This window comes from Streptomyces sp. NPDC051286, from assembly GCF_044455345.1.
Classification (GTDB): Bacteria; Actinomycetota; Actinomycetes; order Streptomycetales; family Streptomycetaceae; genus Streptomyces.
Map to the genome: position 1 here is coordinate 30,800 of NZ_JBITER010000030.1, position 23,675 is coordinate 54,474.

Sequence of the window (23,675 nt, forward strand, 5' to 3'; positions counted from 1 at the left end):
TCGAGGCCGTAACCGGTGACCCCCGGGCGTTCACGGGGTTGAGCCATACGGACAACCAGGCCCCCGATGAACGGACGTGCTCAACATGCCACCACGGCTCAGTGTCGTCGTCCCCGTCCACAACGTCGAGCTCTATCTGACGGACTGCCTGAAGTCCCTCGCGGAGCAGACCATGGCCGATCTGGAGGTGGTGATGGTCGACGACGGGTCCACCGACGACAGTGCCGCTCTGGCCACCGCATTCGCCGCGCAGGACAGCCGCTTCCGGCTGGTGAGCCAGAAGAACGGCGGACTCGGGCACGCCCGCAACACCGGTGTCCGCAACTGCGACCCGGGCAGCAGCTACCTCGCCTTCGTGGACAGCGATGACACTCTCCCGCCCCGCGCGTACGAACTCCTCGTCAGCACACTCGACGAGACCGGCTCCGACCTCGCGTCCGGCAATGTGCTCCGGCTGCGCGCCTCCGGCAAGCTCCAGCAGTCGCCCAACTTCCGCAAACCCATGGCGAGCACCCGGCTGCGCACCCACATCTCCCGCGACTGGGACCTGGCCGCCGACCGGATCGCCTGCAACAAGGTCTTCCGCCGGTCCTTCTGGAACGAGCACGCCTTCGCCTTCCCGGTCGGCGCGCTCTACGAGGACATCCCCGTCGTCCTCCCCGCCCACTTCCTGGCCCGCACCGTCGACGTCGTCAAGGACCCCGTCTACCACTGGCGCGACCGGGCGGGCTCGATCACCACCCGCCGCGCCGTCGTCCGCGGCATCCAGGACCGAGCCTCCCACGTACTGGGCGTCGCCACCTTCCTCGACGAGCACCGCAGCGCCACCGACAAGCGGCACTACGAGGCGCATGTCCTCGCCAACGACCTCTGGTACTTCATGGAGGCGCTGCCCGACGGCGACGACGAGTACCGCCGCGCCTTCCTCACGTACGCCAACGAGTTCACCGACCAGGTCGACCCCACCGTCCTCGACGGGCTGCCGCTGCGCCTGCGCCTGATGTGGTACCTCGTACGCGAACGGCGCACCGACGAACTGCTGGCGCTGCTCGCCCACGACAAGGCCGAACCCGGCGCGTTCGCCGTACGGGGCGTGCGGCGCCGCAGCGCCTCGTACCCGGGACTGACGCGGCCCGTGCCACGGTCGGTGCTGCGCGTCGGCGACCGGGACCTGCCGCTCACCGCCCGGCTGCGCGAGGCGCACTGGAAGGGCGGAAAGCTGCACCTCAAGGGGTACGCCTACATCCGCAACCTGCCCGCCGCCTCGCGGCGCAGCGAGTTCCGGGCCGGCTGGCTGCGGGCCGGCCGACGGCATCTGGTGCCGTTGCGGCTGCGTACCGTCGACGAGCCGGAGGCCACCGCACGCTCCCGGCAGAGCCTGCACGACTACGACCGGTCCGGCTTCGAGACGGTCGTCGACCCGGCCAGGCTCCGGATCGATCCCGGCGGCCCTGTCGAACGGCTCACCTGGCGGCTCGAAATCGGCATCGCCGGGCACGGGATGCTGCGCCGCTCCGACGTCTCCACCGGCGAGGCGGCGGCGCCACCGCCCGTGCACCGGCCGGACGGCGACCACCGGATCGTGCCCGCCTTCGAGGGCGGCAAGCTGGTGCTGCACGCCGAGCGGATCGACGCCCGGTTCGAGACGCACCGGGAGGGTGACGCGGGCGACGGGACACGCACCGTGGTGATCGACGGCATGATCCGCGACCGCCTCGGCACGGGCCCGTTGCGGATCGGCCTCACCCACCGGCCCTCCGGCACCTCCTTCGACTGCCCGGCGGCGGTCCACGAGGGCGCTGTGCCGTCGGCGGCGGGCTGGCGGCGCTTCACCGCCGAGATCCCGCTCGGCGCGTTGACCGACGCCCGGCCGCCGACGGGCGCGGGCACCGTCTCTTACAGCCTCCACCTCGTCGGACCGGACGGCCGCCGGACACCGATCGATGTGCCGGGACCCGTCATGCCCGGCCGCTACCCGGTCGCGCGCGGCGCGGACGGCGGCAGGCGGGAGCTCGCTCTCACCGCCGGCTCCCGCGGCAATCTGCTGATCAGCGACCGGCCCGTACAGCCCGTCTGCGAGCTGGCGAGCTGGACCGAGGACGGCCTGCTGCTCCTGGAGGGCACCTTCCCCGACGACCCGGACCGCCCCGTCGAGCTGGTCGCCCGGCACAGCGGACACCGGGAGGAGGCCGTGTTCCCGGTGGCCCTCTCCGGACCCGTCGAGGCGCGCCGGTTCCTGGCCGAGCTGCGGCCGGACGCCGTCGAGGCACCCGGCGGGGCACTGCCGCTGGGCGAGGGCCACTGGTACCTCCTCCTGCGCGAGAAGGGCGCCACCGACGACGTGCCCGACCTGCCGCTGCGCATCCCGGCCGCCGCCCACCGCACCCTCCCCGCCACGCGATCCCTTGCGGGGCGTCGGTACGTCATCGAGCGGCGCTACCACGACCAGCTGCTCATCAACTGCGCGTCGGTGCTCACCGCCGCAGAACGCGGCGTCCGCGGCAAGCGGCTGCTGCGCGAGGCGTACGGACGGCAGCGCAGGGCGGCACCCCTGCGCGAGGCCGTGCTCTACAGCAGCTTCGACGGCCGCCAGTACTCCGACTCACCGCGGGCGATCCACGAGGAACTGGCCGACCGCACGACCGAATTCGAGCAGCTGTGGGTCGTCCGTGATCAGCAGGCCCGCATCCCGGCGGGCGCCACCGCCGTCGTCCACGGCTCCGCCGCCTGGCACGAGGCGCTGGCCCGCAGCCGCCACATCGTCACCAACACCCAGCTGCCCGACTGGTTCGAACGGCGCGACGGCCAGACCGTCGTGCAGACCTGGCACGGCACCCCCCTCAAGCGCATCGGCCTCGACCTCGCGGGCACCGCCCAGGCCAACGCCGCCTACATCGGCACCATTGAACAGCGGGCCCGTCAGTGGAGCGTCCTCGTCTCCCCGAACAGCTTCTCCACCCCTGTCCTGCGGCGCTCCTTCGGCTACCGGGGGGACGTGCTGGAGTGCGGCTACCCCCGGAACGACCTCTTCCACGCCTCGGACCGCACCAAGGTGGCCGCCTCGGTGCGGGAGCGGCTGGGGATCCCCCCGGGCAGGCGGGTCGTGCTGTACGCGCCGACCTGGCGCGAGGACCGGCCGCAGGGCGGCGGCAGGTATGCCCTGGACCTTCAGCTCGATCTGGCGGCCGCCGAACGGGAACTCGGCTCCGACAGCGTGCTGTTGGTGCGCCGCCACTATCTGGTCACCGACCGGCTCCCGGACACCGGAAGCGGCTTCGTGCGGGACGTCTCGCGCTACGGGGACGTCGGCGAGCTGATGCTGATCAGCGACGCGCTGGTCACCGACTACTCCTCGCTGATGTTCGACTTCGCTCAGACCGGACGCCCGATGCTGTTCCACACGTACGACCTGGCCCACTACCGCGACACCCTGCGCGGCTTCTGTTTCGACTTCGAGAACCGCGCCCCCGGTCCCCTGATCCCCGACTCCGCCGACCTCGTCGAGGCGCTGCGTGATCCGGTCCGGGCCACCAAGGGACACGCGCAGGCGTATGAGGCGTTTCGGCGGGACTTCTGCGATCTCGACGACGGGCACGCGGCGCAGCGGGTGGTCGACCGGATGCTGTAGGCGGCGCGGCGGTGTTCCCGGGTGCCGGCCCCCGTACACCGGGCGGACCGGCATCGGGCTCGGCGGTGAACGCGAACGGGCTCGCGGGAATGCAGGCTGCATGGGCCGTTCGAGTGATTCGCGCTATCCGGTGCGGGTGCTGTTGAGCAGGTAATCGACTCCCGTCCCGCTTAAGTGTGTTGATCGGTGTGCTGTATAGCGGTCTCCGGTTGCTATGTTCTGTTTTCATGGGTATCCGAACGTGGTGCGACACCTGGAGCGTACGACGCGCAAGAGCTTTCGTGCTCGTCACCGCAGCCATCGGGCTGCTCGTCAGAATGCTGATCGCGGCAGCCAAACCGGGCCCCGCCGACGTGCGCATCTTTCAAGGTTTCGCAAAGGCCATCACCGTTTACGGCCCCATTCGTATTTATGAGCAGCCGCTGCCCGGCCTGCCCGTCTACAACCATCCGCCGCTGGCCGGATGGATGCTTCTCGGATTGCACGAACTCGCCGAACTCGGAATTCCGTTCGGGACTCTGATCCGATCACCTGCCTCGATCGCCGACTTCTTCTGCACGCTCGTCGTGTTCGAAATCGTCCGGCGGCGCGGCTCTCTCCGTACCGCGGTCGCCTGCGGAGCGGGCGTGGCCCTCAGCCCCGTACTGATCGCCACCTCCGGGTACCACGGCAACACCGACGCGGTCGCCGTCACCTTCGCCCTCGCCGCCGGGTATCTGCTGGCCGACCGTAAGGCGCCGCTGGCCGCGGGGGTGGCCGCCGCGCTCTCCATCAGCGTCAAGTTCATCCCTGTCGTGGTGGTCCCCGCGCTGTTCGTCGTCGCGCTGCGCGGCGGGCGGCCGGTGTTCGTCCGTTTCACCGCGGGGTTCACCGCCCTGGTCGCCCTCGTCTGGGGGCCGGTCCTGGTGACCGTGCCGGAGAATCTCAAGGAGAACGTCCTGGAGTACGCGGGCGGCAGCTACCGCCTCTGGGGGCTCGTCCGGTTCGCCGATGCGCTGGGTCTGCCGGAGTCGTTCATCGCCTTCATCCGCGGCGAGGGCCACTTCCTCTTCGTGCTGATCTGCGTGGCCGTCGGCCTCTGGCTGGCCTGGGTGCGGCCCGCTCAGCTGCCCGTCGTCGTCGCCGTGACGATGGGCCTGCTGCTCCTCCTCTCCACCGCCTCCGGCCTCCAGTACCTGACCTGGGCGGCAGCCGCGATGTTCGTCATCGGGCTCTGGGAGGGACTCGCGTACAACTGCCTGCTCGGCTGGACGGCCGTCCTCGGCTACCGGGGACGCTCCGCCGTGCGCTGGAGCGAAACGGTGCTGCAGCTCGGCGCCGCCGGGTGGTTCGTCCTCGCGATCGGACTGGTCTTCGGCGTCCGCAAGATCCTCGCCGCCCCGCCGGCCGCGCCCTCGCCGACCTCCGTCGAACGGGTGTCGGTCACGGCGCCCCGTGCCTCACAGCCGTCCGGTTCCGCCGGCAACTGACCACACCCGAGCACAACTGGAGAACCTTTCGTGAAGGAAAGCACCAGCCCCAGGATCGGCATCCTGGTGGTCGCGTACAACGCCGAGACGACGCTGGAGAACACCCTCGACCGCATTCCGGAGGATTTCCGGTCCCGGATCTCCGAGGTCCTCATTCTCGACGACGCGAGCCATGACGCGACCTTCACCGCAGGATGCCGCTGGTCCCAGGCGGAGGGGATGCCCCGAACCGTCGTGATGCGGCACACCAAGAACCTCGGATACGGCGGGAACCAGAAGGCCGGATACGCGCTGGCCGCCGAACACGGCCTCGACATCATCGTGCTGTTGCACGCCGACGGACAGTACGCCCCCGAATTGCTTCCCGACATGGTCGACCCCATTGAACGCGGCGAATGCGAAGCCGTGTTCGGATCGCGGATGATGAAGTCCGGCAGCGCCCTCAAGGGCGGCATGCCGATGTATAAATGGCTCGGCAACCGCATTCTCACCCGGCTGGAGAACGGGCTCCTCGGCTCGCAGCTCACCGAATTCCACTCCGGCTACCGCGCCTACAGTGTCGCGGCACTCAAAAAACTGCCGATCGGCCGGAACACCGACGCATTCGACTTCGACACGCAGATCATCGTCCAGCTGCTCAACGAAGGAATGCGGATCAAGGAGATCCCCGTACCGACGTACTACGGCGACGAGATCTGCTACGTCAACGGCATGAAGTACGCGAAGGATGTCATCAAGGACGTCCTCGAATACCGTCTCGCCGTCAAGGGATTCGGCACCTGCGCCTGGATCCCCAAGCCAGTCGAGTACGCCTTCAAGGAGGGCGACGGCTCCTCGCACGCCGTCATCCTGGAGAAGATGCGGGCCCTCCCGCCCGGCCGGGTCCTCGATCTCGGCTGTTCCGGCGGGCTGTTCGCCCAGCGCCTCGAAGCCCTCGGCCACGAAGTGACCGGCGTCGACTACATCGAGGTGCCAGGGGTCCGCGAGAAGTGCACACACTTCCATCTCGCCAACCTGGAGGAGGGGCTGCCCGCCGAGATCGGCGTCGACTTCGACTATGTGGTCGCCGGCGATGTCATCGAGCACCTCTCCCGCCCCGAGCGTGTCCTCTCCGAGGTGGCCACCGTGCTGCGGCCGGGCGGCCAGGTGCTGCTCTCCGTGCCGAACTTCAGCCACTGGTACTCACGGCTACGGGTCGCGCTCGGGATCTTCGACTACGACCGGCGCGGCATCCTCGACGAAACGCATCTGCGTTTCTTCACCCGGGCGAGCCTGCGCCGCACCGTCCGGAACGCGGGCTACGACGTCCTCGACATCGCCTCCACCGGGGCGCCCTTCTGGTCCCTGCTCGGCGGCCGCGGCCCCCTCCCTCCGATCCTCAGCGGGCTCTCGAAGCTGCTGACCCGGATCCGGCCGACGCTGTTCGGCTATCAGCACGTCGCACTGCTCACCCCGCATGCGGCCGAGACGATCATCGCTGGAGAGCACGTCGATGTTCAGGACATTCTCAACCGACCGTACGTCCCTGCCGACCGGATCGGGGTCTGAGACCGCGGCTCCCGCCGCCTCCGTGCCCGCCCCCTCACGCGCTCCCGGGCCGCCGCCCGCCCCCGCAGTCAGGAGCAAGACCTTGACCCTGCCCAGTCTGACGCTGCTCCTGTTCGCCGTGTTCGCGTCGGCGGGCGGCCAGATCATGCTCAAACACGGTATGAAGGGTGCCGCGGCGACGGCCGGGCGCGACGGGGGGTCGCTCGCGATCCGCGCCGCGACCAGCCCGTGGGTCATCCTCGGGCTGGTCGTCTTCGCGGTCTCCGCGCTCGCCTGGATGGCGACACTGGCCAAGGTGCCGCTCAGCATCGCGTACCCGTTCAACGCGCTCGGCTACCTACTGATCGTGATGGCCGGGTCGACGGTGCTGCACGAGCGGACCTCGATGTGGACCTGGGGTGGCTCGCTGCTTGTCATCATCGGCCTCGCCACGGTCATGGCGGGCCAACAACGCTGAGGCGCATCCCCGGGGCCGGGTGCGCCATCGATCTCCCCCGTGCCCTCAACGTGACAATTGACCCCACCAAGATCATTTCTTGATGGGGTCAATTGGCAGGTTGAGGGCACGGGAAGGACCCCCTCGTCGTGCGGGGCGATCAAGCCCGTCCGGCGATCGATGGCACACGCCCGCCGGGCGCCGTCGGTTCCTGCAGCAGCACCGCCCGCACCACCCGCTCCGCCGCGTGCCCGTCGTCGTACGGACAGAACCGCGCCCGGAACGCCGCCCGTAGTGCCCCGTTCTCCGCGCTGTCCCAGCTGCCGTCGAGGAAGATCCGGGCCAGCTCCTCCGTACTGGTGGAGACCGCCCCGGGGGTGTCGCCCGGTGCCCCGGACAGCAGGTCGAAGCAGACCCCGCGGACCGTGCGGTACGTCTCCCAGTCCGGGGCGTGCACCACGATCGGGCGGTCCAGTGCCGCGTAGTCGAACATCACCGACGAGTAGTCCGTCACCAGCGCGTCGGCCGCCAGGCACAGTTCCTCGATCCGCGGATGGTCGCAGACATCGAGGAGCGTCGGACGGTCCGGCAGCCCCGCACCCTCGTAGAAGTAGTGCGCGCGGACCATGATCACGGTGTCCGGGCCGAGCGCATCGGTGAGCCGTTCCAGATCGATCCGGCTGGTGAACGACGCCTCGTAGTCGCGGTGCGTCGGCGCGTACAGCACGGCGCGCTGCCCGGGCCGGATACCGAGCCCGGCCCGGATCTTCGCGATCTGTGCGCCCGTGGCGGTCGTCAGGACGTCATTGCGCGGGTAGCCGGATTCCAGCGAGCGCGCGGCGCCCGGGTAGGCACGGGCCCACACCTCCGTGGAGTGCGGGTTGGCGGAGACGCTCCAGTCCCACCGGTCGACCCGCTGGAGCAGCCGGTCGAAGTTCAGGCCCTGCGCCGCCGCCGGATACTCCATCTGGTCCAGGCCCATGATTTTCAGTGGGGTGCCGTGATGGGTCATGACATGGATCTGGCCGGGGCGTTTGACCAGGTGGTCGGGGAAGTTGACGTTGTTGAAGAAGTACGTGGCGCGGGCCAGCAGCGCCCAGTAGCGGCGGGTCCCCGGCACCACGTGGTCGATGCCGGGCGGCACCGCGTCCACCTGGTTCTTCGACACCACCCACACCCCGCGCACTCCGGGAGCCAGCTCCTGGGCCTTGCGGAAGATCGCTTCCGGATTGCAGCTGACGCCGCGGTTCCAGTACGCGGCGTAGACGGCGAGCCCGCGGTCGAGCGGGCGTCTGCGCTGCCACCAGTAGTAGCGCGCGGACAGCGTGCGCTTGGCCCGCGCGCGGAGTGCGGCGGGTGCGGAGCGCGCACCCCGGCGCAGGGCGAGCACGGTGTCGAGGGCGCCGAGCGCCACGTACCGGCCGGCGCCGATCAGCCGCGGCCGCAGTCCCTTGGCGCCGCCGGGGAACCGGTGCCCGTCGGGCCGGTGCATACGGTGGAACGCGGCCACGGACCGTACGTACCGCCTGCGCCGCCGCTTCACCGACGGATACCCGCCGAGGAGTTCCTGGGCGGCCCGGTCGAAAAGCAGGGCGCGCAGCGGGTGCAGCACCGGCCGGTCCCCGAGGAACGTCATCAGCCCGGCGTACGCCTCCACGAGCTGGAGCGGTGTCGTGCCGTCCGTCGGCTCCGACTCGTCGGCGAGGTCCGGCAGATAGCGCTGCCGGCGGTGTTCGACACAGGCGAGCGGCAGAACGGCGACCGATGCGGAGGCGGCCAGCGTCTGGAGCGCGTACATCCGCTCTCCGTGCTGTCCCGGTCCGAAGGCCAGCTTCTGTGACTCGTGGAGGCTGCGGCGCACAGCCCGGTTCCAGGAGACCGGGGCGATGTCGAGAAGCCCGGAATGCTCGGCGAGGGTGAGCCGGCCCGCGGGCAGTTCGCGCAGCAACTCCAGCGACCGGGTCGGCTGGGGGCGGCCGCGGAACGGCCGCTTGTGGTGGCCGAACAGCAGCAGGTCCGGGTCGCCCGTGGCATCGAGCCGGTCGGCGACGGCCTGCAACGCGCCGGGCAACAGGACGAAGTTGCCCTCCAGGAAGAGGAAGTAGTCGCCGAGCGCCCGCTCCGCCCCGGCGTTGCGCCGACCGGCGGCGCCCGCACCCTCGTCCGCCGGGAGGTGGACGGCCTGCACCCGGTCGTCCCGGGCGGCGAACTCGTCGAGCAGCAGTCCCGAGCCGTCCGGCGCCCCGTCGTCGACACCGATCACCTCGATATCCGTGAACGACTGCGAGAGCACCGACTCCAGGCACTCGCGCAGATGTCCGCGGGCGCGACGGACGGGGATGATGACACTCAGCCGGGGCATACACGCTCTTTCTCGGTCACTGGCACAGTGGGGCAAAGCGGGGAGGAGAGACGGCGATCAGGTCTCGTTGACGGATTGCGCCCGGGCGAGGCCGCGTTGCGCCCGGGCGAGGCCGCGCTCGGCGGCTGCCGCCTGCCGGTCCGCCGGAGCGGACCCGGAACCGGCGGCAGCGGGGACGGCCGGCGATCCCGGATCCGTGCCGGGCGCCGGTACGACGACGGGCACCGGCCGCTGTTCCGCCGGCAGGGCCGCGGTCACCTGCACGTCGGTGTCGCCCAGGAGGACCCGGCGCACCACTCGCTCCGCCGTGTGCCCGTCGTCGTACGGACAGAACCGTGCCCGGAAGGCCGCCCGCGCCCTCGCGGAGCGGGAGCCGCGCCAGTGGCCGGTGGCGAAGATGCCGAGCAGCTCGTCCTCGCTGTGCGCGATCGCGCCCGGCGGGCAGGAGTGCAGGTCGAAGCGGGTGCCGCGGGCCGCCTCGTACGCCTCCCGGTTGCTGCTGTGGATGACGAAGGACTGGGTCGGCACCGAGTCCAGGCTCTCGTCCAGATACGCCTGAACCTGGTACGCGGGCACGATGACACTGAACCGGGGCACAACACATCCATGGGTCGTTCGCTGGCGCGGGCGGGTGGTCCGCTAACGACCGATGGGGTGAGAGGGTTACGCGGAACGTGGCGTTCGCGCGAAGTGGCAGGTGGGGCGGGTCCCGTCAGGGGTGACGGGACCCGCCCCACGTTGACGTACAGCTGGTGGATTGCGGTCGGTTCGGTGTGCGGTTACTTGACCGCGCCCGCCATCACACCGGAGACGAACTGGCGCTGGAAGGCGAAGAACACCGCGAGCGGAATCACCATCGAGACGAAGGCGCCGGGCGCCAGCACATCGATGTTGTTGCCGAACTGCCGCACCTGCTGCTGCAGCGCCACGGTGATCGGCGGGGAGTCGGAGTCCGCGAAGATCAGGGCGACCAGCATGTCGTTCCACACCCAGAGGAACTGGAAGATCCCCAGCGAGGCGATCGCCGGACCGCCCAGTGGCATCACGACCCGGGTGAAGAGCCGGATCTCGCCGGCCCCGTCGAGCCGTGCCGCCTCCAGGAGTTCACGCGGGATCTCCGCGAAGAAGTTCCGCAGCAGGAAGATCGCGAACGGCAGCCCGAAGGCGGTGTGGAAGAGAATCACGCCGAAGGTCGTTTCGAAGATCCCGATTTCGCCGAAGAGCTTGGAGACCGGGACGAGGGCGACCTGCACGGGGACCACCAACAACCCGACGACCAGCAGGAACCACCAGTCGCGGCCAGGGAAGTCCATCCAGGCGAAGGCGTATCCGGCCAGTGAACCGATCACCACGACCAGGACGGTCGCGGGCACGGTGATCACGACCGTACTCATCAGGGAGTGGGTGATGGTCGAATTGTCCAGCAACCGGCTGTAGTTGTCGAAGGTGAGCTCGGACGGGGCGGTGAAGACCTTCCACCAGCCGGTCGCCGCGATGTCGTCGGCGCCGCGCAACGAGGAGAGCAGCAGCCCGATGGTCGGCATCAGCCAGAACAGGCCGACCAGGACGAGGAAGACCCGCATCGCGCCGCCGCCGGTGCGGGCCGCGACCCGTGAGCCGAGGGACTGCGTCGCCTTCACCATAGGGGTGGTCATCGGCGCCCCTCCTTCCGTATCCGGCGAATATTGCTGGGGTTTCCCCGGGGGCAACCCCCGGACCCCCGGCCGGAGGCGGCTGTGGTCGACGGAGTTGTCATCGGCGCCCCTCCTTCCGTATCCGGCGAATATTGAAGATCATCACCGGGATCACCAGCAGCAGGAGGAGTACGGCGATGGCGCTGCCGATCCCGAGATCCGCGTCCGTGCCGAACGAGGACCGGTACAGCTGCAGCGCCAGGACGTTCGCGTCGTCCTGGGAGGAGCCCGGCGCGATGATGAAGACCAGATCGAAGATCTTCAGCACGTTGATCATCAGAGTGACCAGCACCACCGCCAGGACGGGCGCGAGCATCGGCACGGTGATCCGGCGGAACACCTGCCACTCGTTCGCCCCGTCCACCCGCGCCGCTTCGAGGAGTTCACGCGGCAGACCTGCAAGTCCCGCCGCGATCAGCACCATGGCGAAGCCCGCCCACATCCAGACGTAACTCCCGATGATCCCGGGCGTCACCAGGGACGGGCCGAGCCACTCGACACCGTTGTACGGCTCCCTGAAGTTCGATGCGGGAAGCCTGAGCAGGGCGCCTTCGGTGGAGGCGGGCAGGGTGAACGTACCGTCCGCGGCCGCCGTCGCCGAGCCGACCACCTTGCCGTCCTTGACCGCCTCGATCTTCAGCCCCTTGAGGCCGAGTTCCTTGGCGTCGACGACATTGGGCTTCCCGCCGCCGCCCTTGGTGAAGTCCAGCCACGCGGTGCCGGTGACCTTCCCGGACTCCGTCGGGGGTGCCTTCGCCGGCTTCGCGTCCGTCGGCATCTTCGCGGGCGCCACACCGACCAGCGGCAATTGCACGGGTACACCGGCCCGTATCGGCGCCTTCGTGACGAACGACCCGCCGCCGCCCGCCTTCAGCGGATGGGCGGGCAGCGGATGCGCCTTCGGATAGCCGGCCGACTCCGCGAACGTGTCGTGCACACCCACCCAGACGGCGTTGGCGACCCCACGCTCCGGCGCCTGGTCGTACACCAGCCGGAAGATGATGCCCGCCGCCAGCATCGAGATCGCCATCGGCATGAAGACGACCAGCTTGAACGCCGTGCCCCAGCGGATCCGCTCGGTCAGCACCGCGAAGATCAGCCCCAGCGCGGTGGAGATCGTCGGCGCGAAGACGACCCAGATCGCGTTGTTCTTGACCGCTGTGCGGATGGTGTCATCCGTGAACAGCGCCTTGTAGTTGTCGAGGCCGGCGAAGCCCGTACCCGCCTGGTCGAGGAACGACCGGTAGACGGAGTACACGATCGGATAGACCACGAGCGCACCGAGCAGTACCAGCGCGGGCAGCAGGAAGAGCATCGCGATGGTCTTCCGGGTGCCGGTCACGCTCCGGCGCGGGCTTGTGGGATCAGGGCGCCCGGAGCGCCCGGGGGGACGCTTGTCGGCGGGGGACACCGCGTCGGCGCCCCCCGCTGTCGCTGTCGTCATCCCGTCAGCTCTTGTACGCCTTGGCCGCGTCGGACTCCAGTTTCGCCTGGGTCCCCGCGATGTCCTTCGGGTTCTTCAGGAAGTCCTGGAGCGTCTTCCACTCGCCCTTCCCGGGCGTCCCGCCGAACGACTGCGGGGCCTGGTCGGACATGTCGAACCGGACGGCGTCACCGGCCGCGATCAGCGCCTTCGCCATGGTGCGCTGCACCTCGTTCGGATACGCGGCGGTGTCCAGGGACTTGTTCGGCGAGATGAACCCGCCCTGCTCGGCCCAGATCTTCGCGGCATCGGCCGAGGCCAGCCAGGTCAGCAGGGCCTGAGCACCCTTGCTGTCCTTCAGCGCCACTGCCGCGTCGCCGCCCGTCACCACGGGCGACTCGGCGCCGACCGACGGGAACGGGAACACCTTGGCGTCCGTGCCGATCTTCGCCTTGGTCTGCGCGATGTTGACGCCGACGAAGTCGCCCTCGAAGACCATGGCGCCCTTCGGCTGGTCACCGCCGGTGAAGGTCTGGGTGACCGAGACCGGGAACTCCGTCTGCAGGGCACCGTCGGCGCCGCCCGCGATCAGGGACGGCTTGCCGAAGAGTTCGGCGAGCGTCGTCAGCGCGTCCTTGACGGACGGGTCAGTCCACTTGATCTTGTGCTGCGCCAGCTGGTCGTACTTCTCCGGGCCCGCCTGGGAGAGATAGACGTTCTCGAACCAGTCGGTGAGCGTCCAGCCGTCCGCGCCGCCGACCGAGACCGGGGTGACACCCGAGGCGGAGACCGTCTCGGCCGTCGCCATGAAGTCCTTCCAGGTCTTCGGCTCACTTGCCCCCGCGTTCTCGAACACCTTGGCGTTGTACCAGATCAGGGACTTGTTGGCGGCCTTGAAGTAGACGCCGTACTGGGTGCCGTCCACCGCGCCGAGGTCCTGCCAGACCTTCGCGTAGTTCTTCTCCAGTTGCGCCTTCGCGTCGGCGCCGACCGGCTTGGCCCACTTCTTCTCCACAGCCTGCTTGATCGCACCCACCTGCGGGATCATTGCGACGTCCGGCGGCTGGCCGCCCGCGATCTTCGTACCGAGGAAGTTGACGATCGGGTCCTGCGCCGGGACGAAGGTGACCGTGGAGCCCGTGCGCTTCTCGAACTCCTTGAGGACCTTCATGAAGTTGGCCTGCTCGGGCCCGGTCCAGACGGCCGCGACCGAGATCTTCTCGCCGTCCAGCTTGGGCAGTGCGACGGCCGAGGAACTCGGCTCGTTACTGCCGGACCCTCCGCCCGTCTTTCCCTTTCCGCTGCCGCCGTCGTCGCCGCAGCCGGTGAGGGCCAGTGCACCGACGGCGGTGAACACCATCGCGGCCCTGCGAATCCGAAGCGTTGTGCGCATCGCTGCCCCGTCTCTCCTGTGCGCGTGAACGGACGGGTGGGACCGCCGGTCGGTCGGCGGTGCCGCTCGTCCATCAGGTCGTCCTGTGCGCACCAGTCCTACGCCCGGTGCGCGGACGCCGCAATACCGCTTTCAGTCCCAACTGATCGATTGTGATGGGCTCGTGACGTGAAGTCAGTCGTCTTCGGATCGGCGTACGGGCTTGCGGATGAAGCCCGTCGAGGCGATCCCTCCCATGCCCTTGAGGCCATGGGAGGGATCGAGGACGCACCGGCGACCGGGGCGAGGTCGCCCGACAGGCTCTCAGGACTGGTAGGGCATGAGCGGAGCTATTCGCTCGGCGTTCACCGAACGGGCGGCCCTCTCCAGCGCGCTGGCCAGCAGCGCCAGGTCCGTCGGTCCGTTGCCCAGTTCCCGGACCGGGCGCCGGGTCGGCGGATCGCCCATCCGCTCCCACTCCAGTGGGACGACGGTGGGTCGCAGGGTCGCGGTGCGCGGAATGCGGCCCGTGACCCGGCCGCCCTGGAACGGCGTCACCCGCCCGTCCGGATGCCCCAGCCGACCGCGGCCGGGTGCCGGATCCTCCGGCGAGGGTGTGGCGACGGGTGCGTCGAGCACCGCGCGCAGCCGCGCCCCACGGGCAAGCTCCGTGTCCTCCGTGCGATCGGCGCGGGCGGACGTCGCGACCAGATGCACGCCCAGCCGGCCACCGTCCCTGGCGACGGACTCCAGCGCCCGTACGACCGAACCGGCGGCGGGCCGTCCCGGGCTGCCGAGCGCGGGGGCGACCAGGGCGTCGAAGTCGTCGACCAGCACGACGAGCCGGGGCAGCGGCGACGGACCGGGATCCGCGGACAGCGCGGCGGCGGGCCGCAGCCGGAGCGTGCCGCTCATCGCCGGGTCCAGGTCACCGCGCTGCTCGGCGGCGCTGGGGGCGCGTCGGCCGACCGTCTGCTGCGCCACGTCGTGCCGGGCATGCCAGTCGTTGAAGTCGAGCTGCCCGAGCAGCTCGGCCCGCCGCTTCAGCTCGCCACCCAGGGCCTGGGCGAACTCGCGCATTCTGACCGGATCGGAGGCGACCAAATGGGTGAACGCATGCGGGAGGTCCGCGCAGGGGCGCAGGCTTTCGCCGCGCTCACCACCGGCTCCGTCGACCAGCAGGATGCCGAGCCGGTCGGGACGTGCGGCAGCAGCCAGCGAGGCGGCGACGGCTCGCAGCAACTCCGTACGTCCACTGCCGGCCGGGCCCTCGATGAGGAGGTGGGGCCCTTCATCGGCCAGATCGACACTGACCGCACCCCGGGTCCCGGCACCGAGAACGACGACGGGCCGCCCGGCGAAGGCGACGGTGGGGGCGGGAGGCGGCGAGGTTGCGGCTCCGGGCGCGGCGGTGGCGGCCGTGGCCATCCCGGCGGCTGTTGCACGCTCTGCCCCGGGAACGGCACGGGAGCCGGCGACGTCGCCGGACGCGCTGCCGTAACGCTGCGCACCGACGCGGGGCGCGGGCGCAGCGGGGTGGTGGGTGCGGCCCGACCCGGACAAGTCGGTGTCCGGGTACGGGGTGCGGCCGGAACCCTGGCTGTCGGTGCCCGGGTACGGGGTGCGGCCGGAACCCTGGCTGTCCGTCCCTGGGTACGGGGTGCGGCCGGAACCCTGGCTGTCGGTGCCCGGGTACGGGGTGCGGTTTGAGCCAGGAGTGTCCGCACCCGGGTACGCGGTGCGGCCCGAACCGGCCGTCGAACGGCCCTCGTCGCGGCTGAACGCATGCCGGGACGTGCCTGCGTGCGTGTCGTTCGCCGAACCGGGGTACGGCGTGCGGCCCCATGTGCCGGACGTCTCAGCGTTCGGGTACGGCGTGCGGCCGGAACCGGCGGATTCACTTCCCGGGTACGGCGTGCGGCCCGAGCCAGACGACTCGCCGCCGGGATATGCGGTGCTCCCCGACCCCGGTCCGTGGTCCGCATCGGCCCCCTGGGCGCCGGCACCCGCCGGGCCCGGGACCGGCACCGTGCGCCGTGCCCCCACGCGAGGGCCCGCGCTGCCCGGGTATGTCGTACGGCCCGAACCGCGGGCGTCCACGGCTGCCGCCTCCGGATCACCGGCACCGCCGCTCCAGCTCCCCGACCCACGCACCGTCGCCCCCGGCTGGGTCTCGGAGGTCGAGGCCCAGCGGGCCATCAGGGAGGCCGGGGTGGCTCTGGCCAGGCCCAGTTCGTCCAGCAGACGGGCGGACCGGGGGAGGGCTGCCGCCGGCGGGCGGCCGGGCGCCGTCGCCGGACCCGCCGTCCGCAGGGGTGCCAGCGCCCGCCCGAACCGCTCCGCCCACGCCGCCGACACCGCGTCCACCGTGGCCACCGTGCCGTGGCCCGCGGCCTGTCCGCCCGCCGTGCGCAGCAGCCGCAGTGCCGTTGCCACGTCGCCGCTCAGCATCCCCACCGCTCCGCACTCACGGAACGCGATCGACGCATGGCAGGCCGCCTCGTATGTCGCCGCGACCGGCGAGGTGGGCGACGCGGCCGGCGTCTCGGCCAGACAGATCAGATGGATCCCGGCCGCCGCACCCGCGGCGGCCAGCCGTGCCGTGGTCTCGCGCAGTACTGCGGACCCGGGGTCGCCGTCGACGATCACCACGGTGAACGACCCCTTGTACTGCCGGGCGGTCTCGGCGACCGTGCTCCGGTCGACGCTGGCCCAGTCGGTGCCGAGCGGCCCGTCGTCCAGTCGGCGCACCAGCTCCGTCGTGCGCGCCGTCGCCTGCTCACGGTCGTACGCGAGCAGCAGCCGGCAGTCCTGTCCGTGCATCGGCCGCAGATGGGGCAGCCAGCCGAGCCAGGCCCACGCGCGCCTGCGCTCGTCGGTGCTGCGGGCACGGTCCGTGCTGATGAGCACGATCTCCAGGTCGGCCGGGGAGTGCAGCGCGGCGAGCTGTGCCACCGTCGAGCGGGCGAGCCCGGCCAGCCGCTCCCGCGGACCGGCGAGCCCCAGTGAACCGGCCTCCCGAAGTCCCACGGTCACCGGCACGGCGGGCAGCTCCGCCCGGTCCGTGGTGCCGAGCCGGACCACGAGCGCCTCGGGGTGCTCGGCGTCGCGCTCCCACAACCGGGGTCCGGGCCCGAGCGCGGTGAGCAGCACCGCCGCCGGGTCGGGCCATGTCCCCGCCGAGGACGAGCGCGGGCGCGGTACGGACGACGCCAGCGGGCCCGGCAGGCCCACCGCCCCCGCCTCGTCGGGCGCCGCCTCGTGCACCGGCTCGCCCTTGTTCCCCGCCAGCCGGCGCGCCCAGGCCCCTATTCCGCCGCGCCGGGGTGTCTCGTCGTCCGGGAGCCGGCCGGACGCCCGCCGGGCGCTGCCCCGTACGCCCCCGTCGTCTGACCCGGCCGGTGTGCCGTCCGCGTACGCCACGGGTGCGGCGCCCGCGCTGTACGCATGACCGGCGGCGTACCCGTCCGGTTCCTCCGAGAGGTTCCCGCCCGCCGCCCGCGCGACCCGCAGATGCCCCTCGCCGTCCGGCGCAGTCGCCAGCGACGGCGTGGGCGAGCCCGGCGTCAGCCGGAGCGTCGATTCGCCGAGCCGCAGCAGCGCGCCCGGCCTCAGCCGGACCGGGCGGTCGCGGACCTCCGTCCCGTCCAGCGAGGTGCCGTTCGTCGAGCCCAGGTCGGCGACCGAGACCGCGCCGTTCTCGGAGACTGTCACCGCGCAGTGCAGCCGGGACACATCCGGGTCGTCGAGCGGGACGTCCGCGTCGGCGGACCGGCCGATCAGTATCTGTCCGCCGTGCAGCAGATGGACGCCGCCCGCATCGGGCCCCGCGACCACGTGCAACTGTGCCGGAACGGCGTCGGCCGCCGTCTCGTCCTCCCCGGGGACCTGGAGCGAGAGCACCGCGCCGTCGACCAGTGGCGGCTCGCCGAGCGCGCACCGCTGCGCGTCGAGCCGGTCGCGGCCGGCGAACAGCACCACCGCTCCGCCGCCGAGCGAGCCGTCGGGCCCGGAGACGGCGGCGGCCAGGTTGGAGGCCACGGTGGCGAGTGCCGTCCCCGCGGGGGCGGTGACGAGCACGTCGCAGGCGCGCGCCGGGGTCTGGCCGCTGCGCGGCGCGAGGACGGTCAGCCGGATCTGCATCGCCGTCAGCGGTCCCTTCTGCGCGGGGTGCCCGGCAGGGGAAACGCCCTGTGATTCCCCCCACCCGGCACGGACGCGTCGTCCGGTACAGGTCGTCACGTACCGCGAGGCTCCGACCCCACAGTTCCGTGCTGGAGGCATCCTCGCACCTGCCGCTGACAACGTGGCCGGGGGCCACCTAGAAGTGATCTTGAAAGGTCGGCTGTGGACCCAAAAATGCCTGCTTGGGGCGGTACCCGGAGCAGGACACAGAAGCCGGGCGACCATCGGAAACCGGCCAGGCGCACGTGTGTGCGGCAACCATCTGTCCGGTGTGGGCGTCTTCTTTCAGACACGATGGCTCACACCGCGTCCACGACCGGAAGGTGACCGACCGGTGACCCGTTCGAAGCCCTCGGAGCGGCATTAGAGTGGGCCGGAAACTCCCGGGGAGGGCTCCGGGAGGCCGTAAGCACCACGATCAGCAGGGAGCGCATGACGTGCGGCCGGTAGGCAGCAAGTACCTGCTCGAAGAGCCGCTGGGACGCGGCGCGACGGGCACCGTCTGGCGCGCCCGCCAGCGGGAGACCGCAGGCACCGAGGCGGCCGTCGCCGGCCAGCCCGGCGAGACCGTGGCCATCAAGGTCCTCAAGGAGGAGCTCGCCAACGACGCGGACGTGGTGATGCGGTTCCTGCGCGAGCGGTCCGTGCTGCTGCGGCTCACCCACGAGAACATCGTGCGCACCCGTGACCTGGTCGTCGAGGGCGATCTCCTCGCCCTCGTGATGGATCTGGTCGACGGACCCGACCTGCACCGCTATCTCCGCGAGAACGGCCCGCTCACCCCGGTCGCCGCCTCGCTCCTCACCGCCCAGATCGCGGACGCGCTCGCCGCCAGCCATGCCGACGGTGTCGTCCACCGCGACCTGAAGCCGGCGAATGTCCTGCTGTCCGAGCGCGACGGCCAGATGCATCCGATGCTGACCGATTTCGGCATCGCACGGCTCGCCGATTCCCCGGGCCTGACCCGGACCCATGAGTTCGTCGGCACACCCGCCTATGTGGCGCCGGAGTCGGCCGAGGGCCACCCGCAGACCTCCGCCGTCGACATCTACGGCGCGGGCATCCTGCTGTACGAGGTGGTCACCGGGCGCCCGCCGTTCTCCGGCGGCACGGCCCTCGAGGTCCTGCACCGGCACCTCAGCGAGGAGCCCCGCCGCCCCACCACCGTCCCGGCGCCGCTCTGGACGGTCATAGAGCGCTGCCTGAGCAAGGACCCGGACCGGCGGCCCAGCGCGGAGAACCTGGCCCGCGGCCTGCGTACCGTCGCGGCCGGCATCGGTGTGCACGCCACCTCGGCGCAGATCGCGGCCGCCGACGGCGTGGGCGCCCTGCTCGCCCCCGACCCGGCGCCCGCAGCCGTGCCGGAGACCCCCGGTGCGGCCGACCCGACGCAGGTACTGCCGAGCAACGCGGGTGCGTACGACCCGAACGCGGCGACCAGCGTCATGCAGCACTCACCCGGCCAGGGGTACGGACAGGGGCAGGGCCAGGGCGGGCAGGCCGACCCGACCGCGGTCATGCCGCCCGTACCGCAGCGCCCCGACGGCCCGCCGCAGCCCGACGGCCCGCACCCGTGGCAGTCCCAGCTGCAGGCGGCCCGCGACCGCAACGAGCAGACGCAGGTCCAGTACCTCGATCCGAGCCAGGATCCGCTGCGCCGTCGGCCGCAGCGCCAGCAGCCGCAGCAGGCTCCACCGCACCGCCAGCAGTCGCCGCAGCGCCAGCAGTACCCGCAGCAGCCGCAGCGCCAGCAGTACCCGCAGCAGCAGCCCCAGCAGTACCCCCAGCGCCGCCAGCAACCGCAACACCCCCAGCAGCAGCAGTACGCACCTCCGCAGCAGCCGGCGCCCCAGCAGCCGGCCCCGCGCCAGCCCCGCGAGCCGAGGCAGCGCAGCGCCAACCCGATGAAGATCCCGGGTCTCGGCTGTCTCAAGGGCTGCCTCTTCACGGTGGTGCTGCTCTTCGTCGCGGGCTGGCTGATCTGGGAACTGACGCCGCTGCAGGACTGGATCGGGCAGGGGCAGAGCTACTGGCAAGCGATCGGCGACGCGATCTCCTCGGTCACCGACTGGCTCTCGAAACTGGGCAGCAGCAGTGGCGGCTGACAGAGCCCGCATCACCAACTTCGTAGCTTTGTCGACTTCTGCGGAGCGATTTCGCCCGCAGAAGTGAAGGTTGGCGCCATCCAGGGCACGTAACACCCCGATCGCCGCGTAACTTTGTCGACCGGGGGTCCAACGCCAGCCGCTGAGGGAGCAGTCTTGGCACGGAATATCGGCAGCCGGTACACCGCCCACCAGATCCTGGGGCGCGGCAGCGCCGGCACGGTGTGGCTCGGCGAGGGTCCTGAGGGCCCCGTCGCCATCAAGCTGCTCCGCGAGGACCTCGCGTCCGATCAGGAGCTGGTCGGACGCTTCGTGCAGGAGCGCACCGCGCTGCTGGGGCTCGACCACCCGCACATCGTCGGCGTCCACGACCTCGTCGTGGACGGCAACGACCTGGCGCTGGTCATGAACCTGGTACGCGGTACGGATCTGCGCACCCGCCTCGACCGCGAGCGCCGGCTCGCCCCCGAGGCAGCGGTCGCGATCGTCGCGGACGTCGCGGACGGCCTCGCGGCCGCGCACGCCGCCGGAGTGGTCCACCGCGACGTCAAGCCGGAGAACATCCTGCTCGACATGGAGGGACCGCTCGGCCCCGGCGGCTCGCACCCCGCGCTGCTCACCGACTTCGGCGTGGCCAAGCTGATCGACACCCCGCGCCGCACCAAGGCCACGAAGATCATCGGTACGCCGGACTATCTGGCCCCCGAGATCGTCGAGGGCCTCCCGCCGCGCGCCGCCGTGGACATCTACGCCCTCGCGACGGTGCTGTACGAGCTCCTCGCGGGCTTCACGCCCTTCGGCGGCGGCCACCCCGGCGCGGTGCTGCGCCGCCACGTCACGGAGACAGTGGTCCCGCTTCCCGGCATCCCCGAAGAGCTCTGGCAGCTTCTGGTGCAGTGCCTGGCCAAGGCCCCGGCCTCCCGGCTGCGCGCCTCCGAGCTCGCGGCGCGTCTGCGTGAGCAGCTCCCGCACCTGGCCGGCATCCCGCCCCTGGACGTCGACGAGCCGGGTGCCGAACCGGAACCGCAGCCCTACGACGAGCAGCAGTACACCCCGGCCCCCGACGAACCCCGCCGTCGTGGCGCGGTCCCGCTGGTCCCCGGCGCCTCCCCGGACTCCAACCGGGACACTCACACCAGCATGCGCGTCCCAGGCCCCGACGAGCTCTCCGGCGGCCCCCGGGGCACCGCCCGGGCCCCCCGCGCCCCGGGCCAGCCCCGTCCGGGCTCGGCGCGGAACAAGGCGGCGGCCATCCGCAAGCGCCGCATCACGCTGGGCGCGGTGGCGCTGGTGCTGTGCGCGGCCCTGGGTGTGGGCGGCTGGCTGGCCTTCGGCGGCAATGACGCGGACGCGACCCCGCAGGACACGAAGAACTCGGCGCCGGCGGCTCCGTAACCGCGCCGTGACCGCACGGATCCCCGCGGAATGGACGGCCCGGGGATGGTCCGAGCCGACAGCCGTTACGCTGGACCCGTGGCAGTCGTCGATATTTCCGAAGAGCTGAAGTCCCTCTCCTCGACCATGGGGTCGATCGAGGCCGTCCTGGACCTCGAAGCGCTGAGGGCGGACATCGCCGCGCTCGAGGAGCAGGCGGCGGCGCCGTCCCTCTGGGACGACCCGGAGGCGGCGCAGAAAATCACCAGCAAGCTTTCGCACCTCCAGGCCGAGGTCCGCAAGACCGAGGCCCTCCGCGGCCGTATCGACGATCTTGAGGTTCTCTTCGAGCTCGCCGAGGACGAGGGCGACGCCGACGCTCTCGCCGAGGCCGAGAGGGAGCTGGAGTCCGTCAAGAAGGCGCTCGACGAGATGGAGGTCCGTACCCTCCTCTCCGGCGAGTACGACGCCCGTGAGGCGCTGGTCAACATCCGTGCCGAGGCCGGTGGCGTCGACGCCGCCGACTTCGCCGAGAAGCTCCAGCGCATGTACATCCGCTGGGCCGAGCGGCACGGGTACAAGACCGAGGTCTACGAGACGTCCTACGCGGAAGAGGCCGGCATCAAGTCGACCACCTTCGCCGTCCAGGTTCCGTACGCCTACGGCACGCTCTCCGTCGAGCAGGGCACCCACCGGCTCGTCCGGATCTCGCCCTTCGACAACCAGGGCCGTCGCCAGACGTCCTTCGCGGGCGTCGAGGTGCTGCCGGTCGTCGAGCAGACCGACCACATCGAGATCGACGAGTCCGAGCTCCGCGTCGACGTGTACCGCTCCTCCGGTCCTGGTGGCCAGGGCGTCAACACGACCGACTCCGCGGTGCGCCTGACCCACCTGCCGACCGGCATCGTCGTCTCCTGCCAGAACGAGCGCTCGCAGATCCAGAACAAGGCGTCCGCGATGAACGTCCTCCAGGCGAAGCTCCTTGAGCGCCGCCGCCAGGAGGAGCAGGCCAAGATGGACGCGCTCAAGGGCGACGGCGGCAACTCCTGGGGCAACCAGATGCGTTCGTATGTCCTGCACCCGTACCAGATGGTCAAGGACCTGCGCACGGAGTTCGAGATCGGCAACCCCGAATCGGTCTTCAACGGCGAGATCGACGGCTTCCTGGAGGCGGGCATCCGCTGGCGGAAGCAGCGCGAGAAGTAACCACCGAAGCGTACGAACGGCGGTGCCGGGCCCCTCAGGGGTTCCGGCGCCGCCGTTCTCGGTAGCCGGCCCGGCCGCGCCGGATCACGGAATTCCGCCCCAGGAAGGGGAGTTGGGGCTGCGAGTTGCGTGGGTGCCATGGTGACTGCGTCACAGTCGTGATTCTGAATGAGGGTCAACTCGCCGCAAAGCGGTGCACATTGCACGGAACGGGCTTGACGTAGTCCTTATCTGTGGACAGGGTGCTACTGCAGCATGCGTATGTCTGGGACGGGTGTGAACGGGGAGGGCGGCTTGGCTACGGCACGACGTGGCCCCGGCCGAGTGAGTAACCCCCGGCAGAGCCGTGAGCCCGCATATGGCTGCTCCACTGACGAGAACAGCTACTGGGGGTAGCAGCAGATGACCAAGAAGACGCGGGTCCGCGTCGCGCGGATAGCCGCAGGTGCGGTAATCGCCGCGGGTGCCTCGCTCACCGCTGCCGGTGCGGCTTCGGCCGTCGGTATCGGTATCGGGATCGGCGTGGACGCCGGTGACGCCTCCCTCAACGCCCAGGCCGGCATCGCCGGCGATGCCGACGGTGGTAACGGCGGGGAACCTGGTGGCGTCGACGAGGGCGGCACCACCAACGAGGGCACCACCAACGAGGGCACCACCAACGAGGGCGGCACCACCAACGAGGGCACCACCAACGAGGGCGGCACCACCAACGAGGGCACCACCAACGAGGGCGGCACCACCAACGAGGGCACCACCAATCAGGGTGGTGCGGGCAACCAGGGTGGTGCGGGCAACCAGGGTGGTGCGGGCAACCAGGGTGGTGCGGGCAACCAGGGTGGTGCGGGCAACCAGGGTGGTGCGGGCAACCAGGGT

The 23,675-nt window shown here is 71.0% G+C and carries 12 protein-coding genes and 2 pseudogenes; 8 read left to right on the top strand and 6 right to left on the bottom strand.

Annotation, left to right across the window (positions count from 1 at the left end):
• Nucleotides 1-85 precede the first annotated feature (85 nt).
• The 4 genes from ACIBB8_RS26265 to ACIBB8_RS26280 all read left to right on the top strand — a co-directional run bounded on the left by ACIBB8_RS26265 (nt 86) and on the right by ACIBB8_RS26280 (nt 7,102).
• On the top strand, nt 86-3,628 hold the full coding sequence (locus ACIBB8_RS26265) for a CDP-glycerol glycerophosphotransferase family protein (RefSeq protein WP_398956086.1): 3,543 nt from the start codon (nt 86-88) through the stop codon (nt 3,626-3,628).
• 227 nt (nt 3,629-3,855) lie between these two features.
• Nucleotides 3,856-5,097: a hypothetical protein gene (locus tag ACIBB8_RS26270; RefSeq protein WP_398956088.1), complete on the top strand. Its 1,242-nt coding sequence runs from the start codon at nt 3,856-3,858 to the stop codon at nt 5,095-5,097.
• A gap of 30 nt (nt 5,098-5,127) precedes the next feature.
• Nucleotides 5,128-6,645, top strand: coding sequence for a methyltransferase domain-containing protein (locus ACIBB8_RS26275; protein WP_398956090.1), 1,518 nt, complete (start codon nt 5,128-5,130; stop codon nt 6,643-6,645).
• 82 nt (nt 6,646-6,727) lie between these two features.
• Nucleotides 6,728-7,102: a hypothetical protein gene (locus ACIBB8_RS26280; RefSeq protein WP_398956092.1), complete on the top strand. Its 375-nt coding sequence runs from the start codon at nt 6,728-6,730 to the stop codon at nt 7,100-7,102.
• Nucleotides 7,103-7,241: 139 nt separating this feature from the next.
• On the opposite strand, the gene ACIBB8_RS26285 is transcribed toward ACIBB8_RS26280, so the two are convergent.
• The 6 genes and pseudogenes from ACIBB8_RS26285 to ACIBB8_RS26310 form a co-directional block, all read right to left on the bottom strand.
• Nucleotides 7,242-9,443, bottom strand: coding sequence for a CDP-glycerol glycerophosphotransferase family protein (locus tag ACIBB8_RS26285; RefSeq protein ID WP_398956094.1), 2,202 nt, complete (start codon nt 9,441-9,443; stop codon nt 7,242-7,244).
• Nucleotides 9,444-9,500: 57 nt separating this feature from the next.
• Nucleotides 9,501-9,953: pseudogene (locus ACIBB8_RS26290) on the bottom strand (CDP-glycerol glycerophosphotransferase family protein); the annotation flags it as partial.
• Between the two features lie 269 nt (nt 9,954-10,222).
• On the bottom strand, nt 10,223-11,098 hold the full coding sequence (locus ACIBB8_RS26295; RefSeq protein WP_398956097.1) for a carbohydrate ABC transporter permease: 876 nt from the start codon (nt 11,096-11,098) through the stop codon (nt 10,223-10,225).
• 97 nt (nt 11,099-11,195) lie between these two features.
• On the bottom strand, nt 11,196-12,581 hold the full coding sequence (locus ACIBB8_RS26300; protein ID WP_398956099.1) for a carbohydrate ABC transporter permease: 1,386 nt from the start codon (nt 12,579-12,581) through the stop codon (nt 11,196-11,198).
• Between the two features lie 4 nt (nt 12,582-12,585).
• A complete protein-coding gene (locus ACIBB8_RS26305; protein WP_398956101.1) occupies nt 12,586-13,953 on the bottom strand; it encodes an ABC transporter substrate-binding protein in 1,368 nt (455 codons plus the stop codon).
• Between the two features lie 303 nt (nt 13,954-14,256).
• Nucleotides 14,257-18,075 carry an FtsK/SpoIIIE domain-containing protein gene (locus ACIBB8_RS26310; protein WP_398956103.1) on the bottom strand — a complete coding sequence of 1,273 codons (3,819 nt, stop codon included), beginning with the start codon at nt 18,073-18,075 and terminating at the stop codon, nt 14,257-14,259.
• Between the two features lie 479 nt (nt 18,076-18,554).
• On the opposite strand from ACIBB8_RS26310, the gene ACIBB8_RS26315 reads away from it, so the two are divergent.
• From ACIBB8_RS26315 to ACIBB8_RS26330, 4 genes and pseudogenes are all read left to right on the top strand, one after another.
• Nucleotides 18,555-20,222, top strand: coding sequence for a serine/threonine-protein kinase (locus ACIBB8_RS26315; protein ID WP_398956105.1), 1,668 nt, complete (start codon nt 18,555-18,557; stop codon nt 20,220-20,222).
• A gap of 156 nt (nt 20,223-20,378) precedes the next feature.
• Complete coding sequence (locus ACIBB8_RS26320) at nt 20,379-21,617, top strand: serine/threonine-protein kinase (RefSeq protein ID WP_398956107.1); 1,239 nt, start codon at nt 20,379-20,381, stop codon at nt 21,615-21,617.
• A gap of 78 nt (nt 21,618-21,695) precedes the next feature.
• Nucleotides 21,696-22,802 (top strand): peptide chain release factor 2, encoded by a 1,107-nt coding sequence (gene prfB, locus ACIBB8_RS26325; RefSeq protein WP_366692748.1) that lies wholly within the window; start codon nt 21,696-21,698, stop codon nt 22,800-22,802.
• A gap of 402 nt (nt 22,803-23,204) precedes the next feature.
• Nucleotides 23,205-23,675: pseudogene (locus ACIBB8_RS26330) on the top strand (hypothetical protein); the annotation flags it as partial.

Bases quoted from the DNA above. Each gene is read 5' to 3' on its own strand.
- ACIBB8_RS26265 (WP_398956086.1), top strand. From the start codon at position 86: ATGCCACCACGGCTCAGTGTCGTCGTCCCCGTCCACAACGTCGAGCTC.
- ACIBB8_RS26270 (WP_398956088.1), top strand. From the start codon at position 3,856: ATGGGTATCCGAACGTGGTGCGACACCTGGAGCGTACGACGCGCAAGA.
- ACIBB8_RS26285 (WP_398956094.1), bottom strand. From the start codon at position 9,443: ATGCCCCGGCTGAGTGTCATCATCCCCGTCCGTCGCGCCCGCGGACAT.
- ACIBB8_RS26295 (WP_398956097.1), bottom strand. From the start codon at position 11,098: ATGACCACCCCTATGGTGAAGGCGACGCAGTCCCTCGGCTCACGGGTC.
- ACIBB8_RS26300 (WP_398956099.1), bottom strand. From the start codon at position 12,581: ATGACGACAGCGACAGCGGGGGGCGCCGACGCGGTGTCCCCCGCCGAC.
- ACIBB8_RS26305 (WP_398956101.1), bottom strand. From the start codon at position 13,953: ATGCGCACAACGCTTCGGATTCGCAGGGCCGCGATGGTGTTCACCGCC.
- ACIBB8_RS26310 (WP_398956103.1), bottom strand. From the start codon at position 18,075: ATGCAGATCCGGCTGACCGTCCTCGCGCCGCGCAGCGGCCAGACCCCG.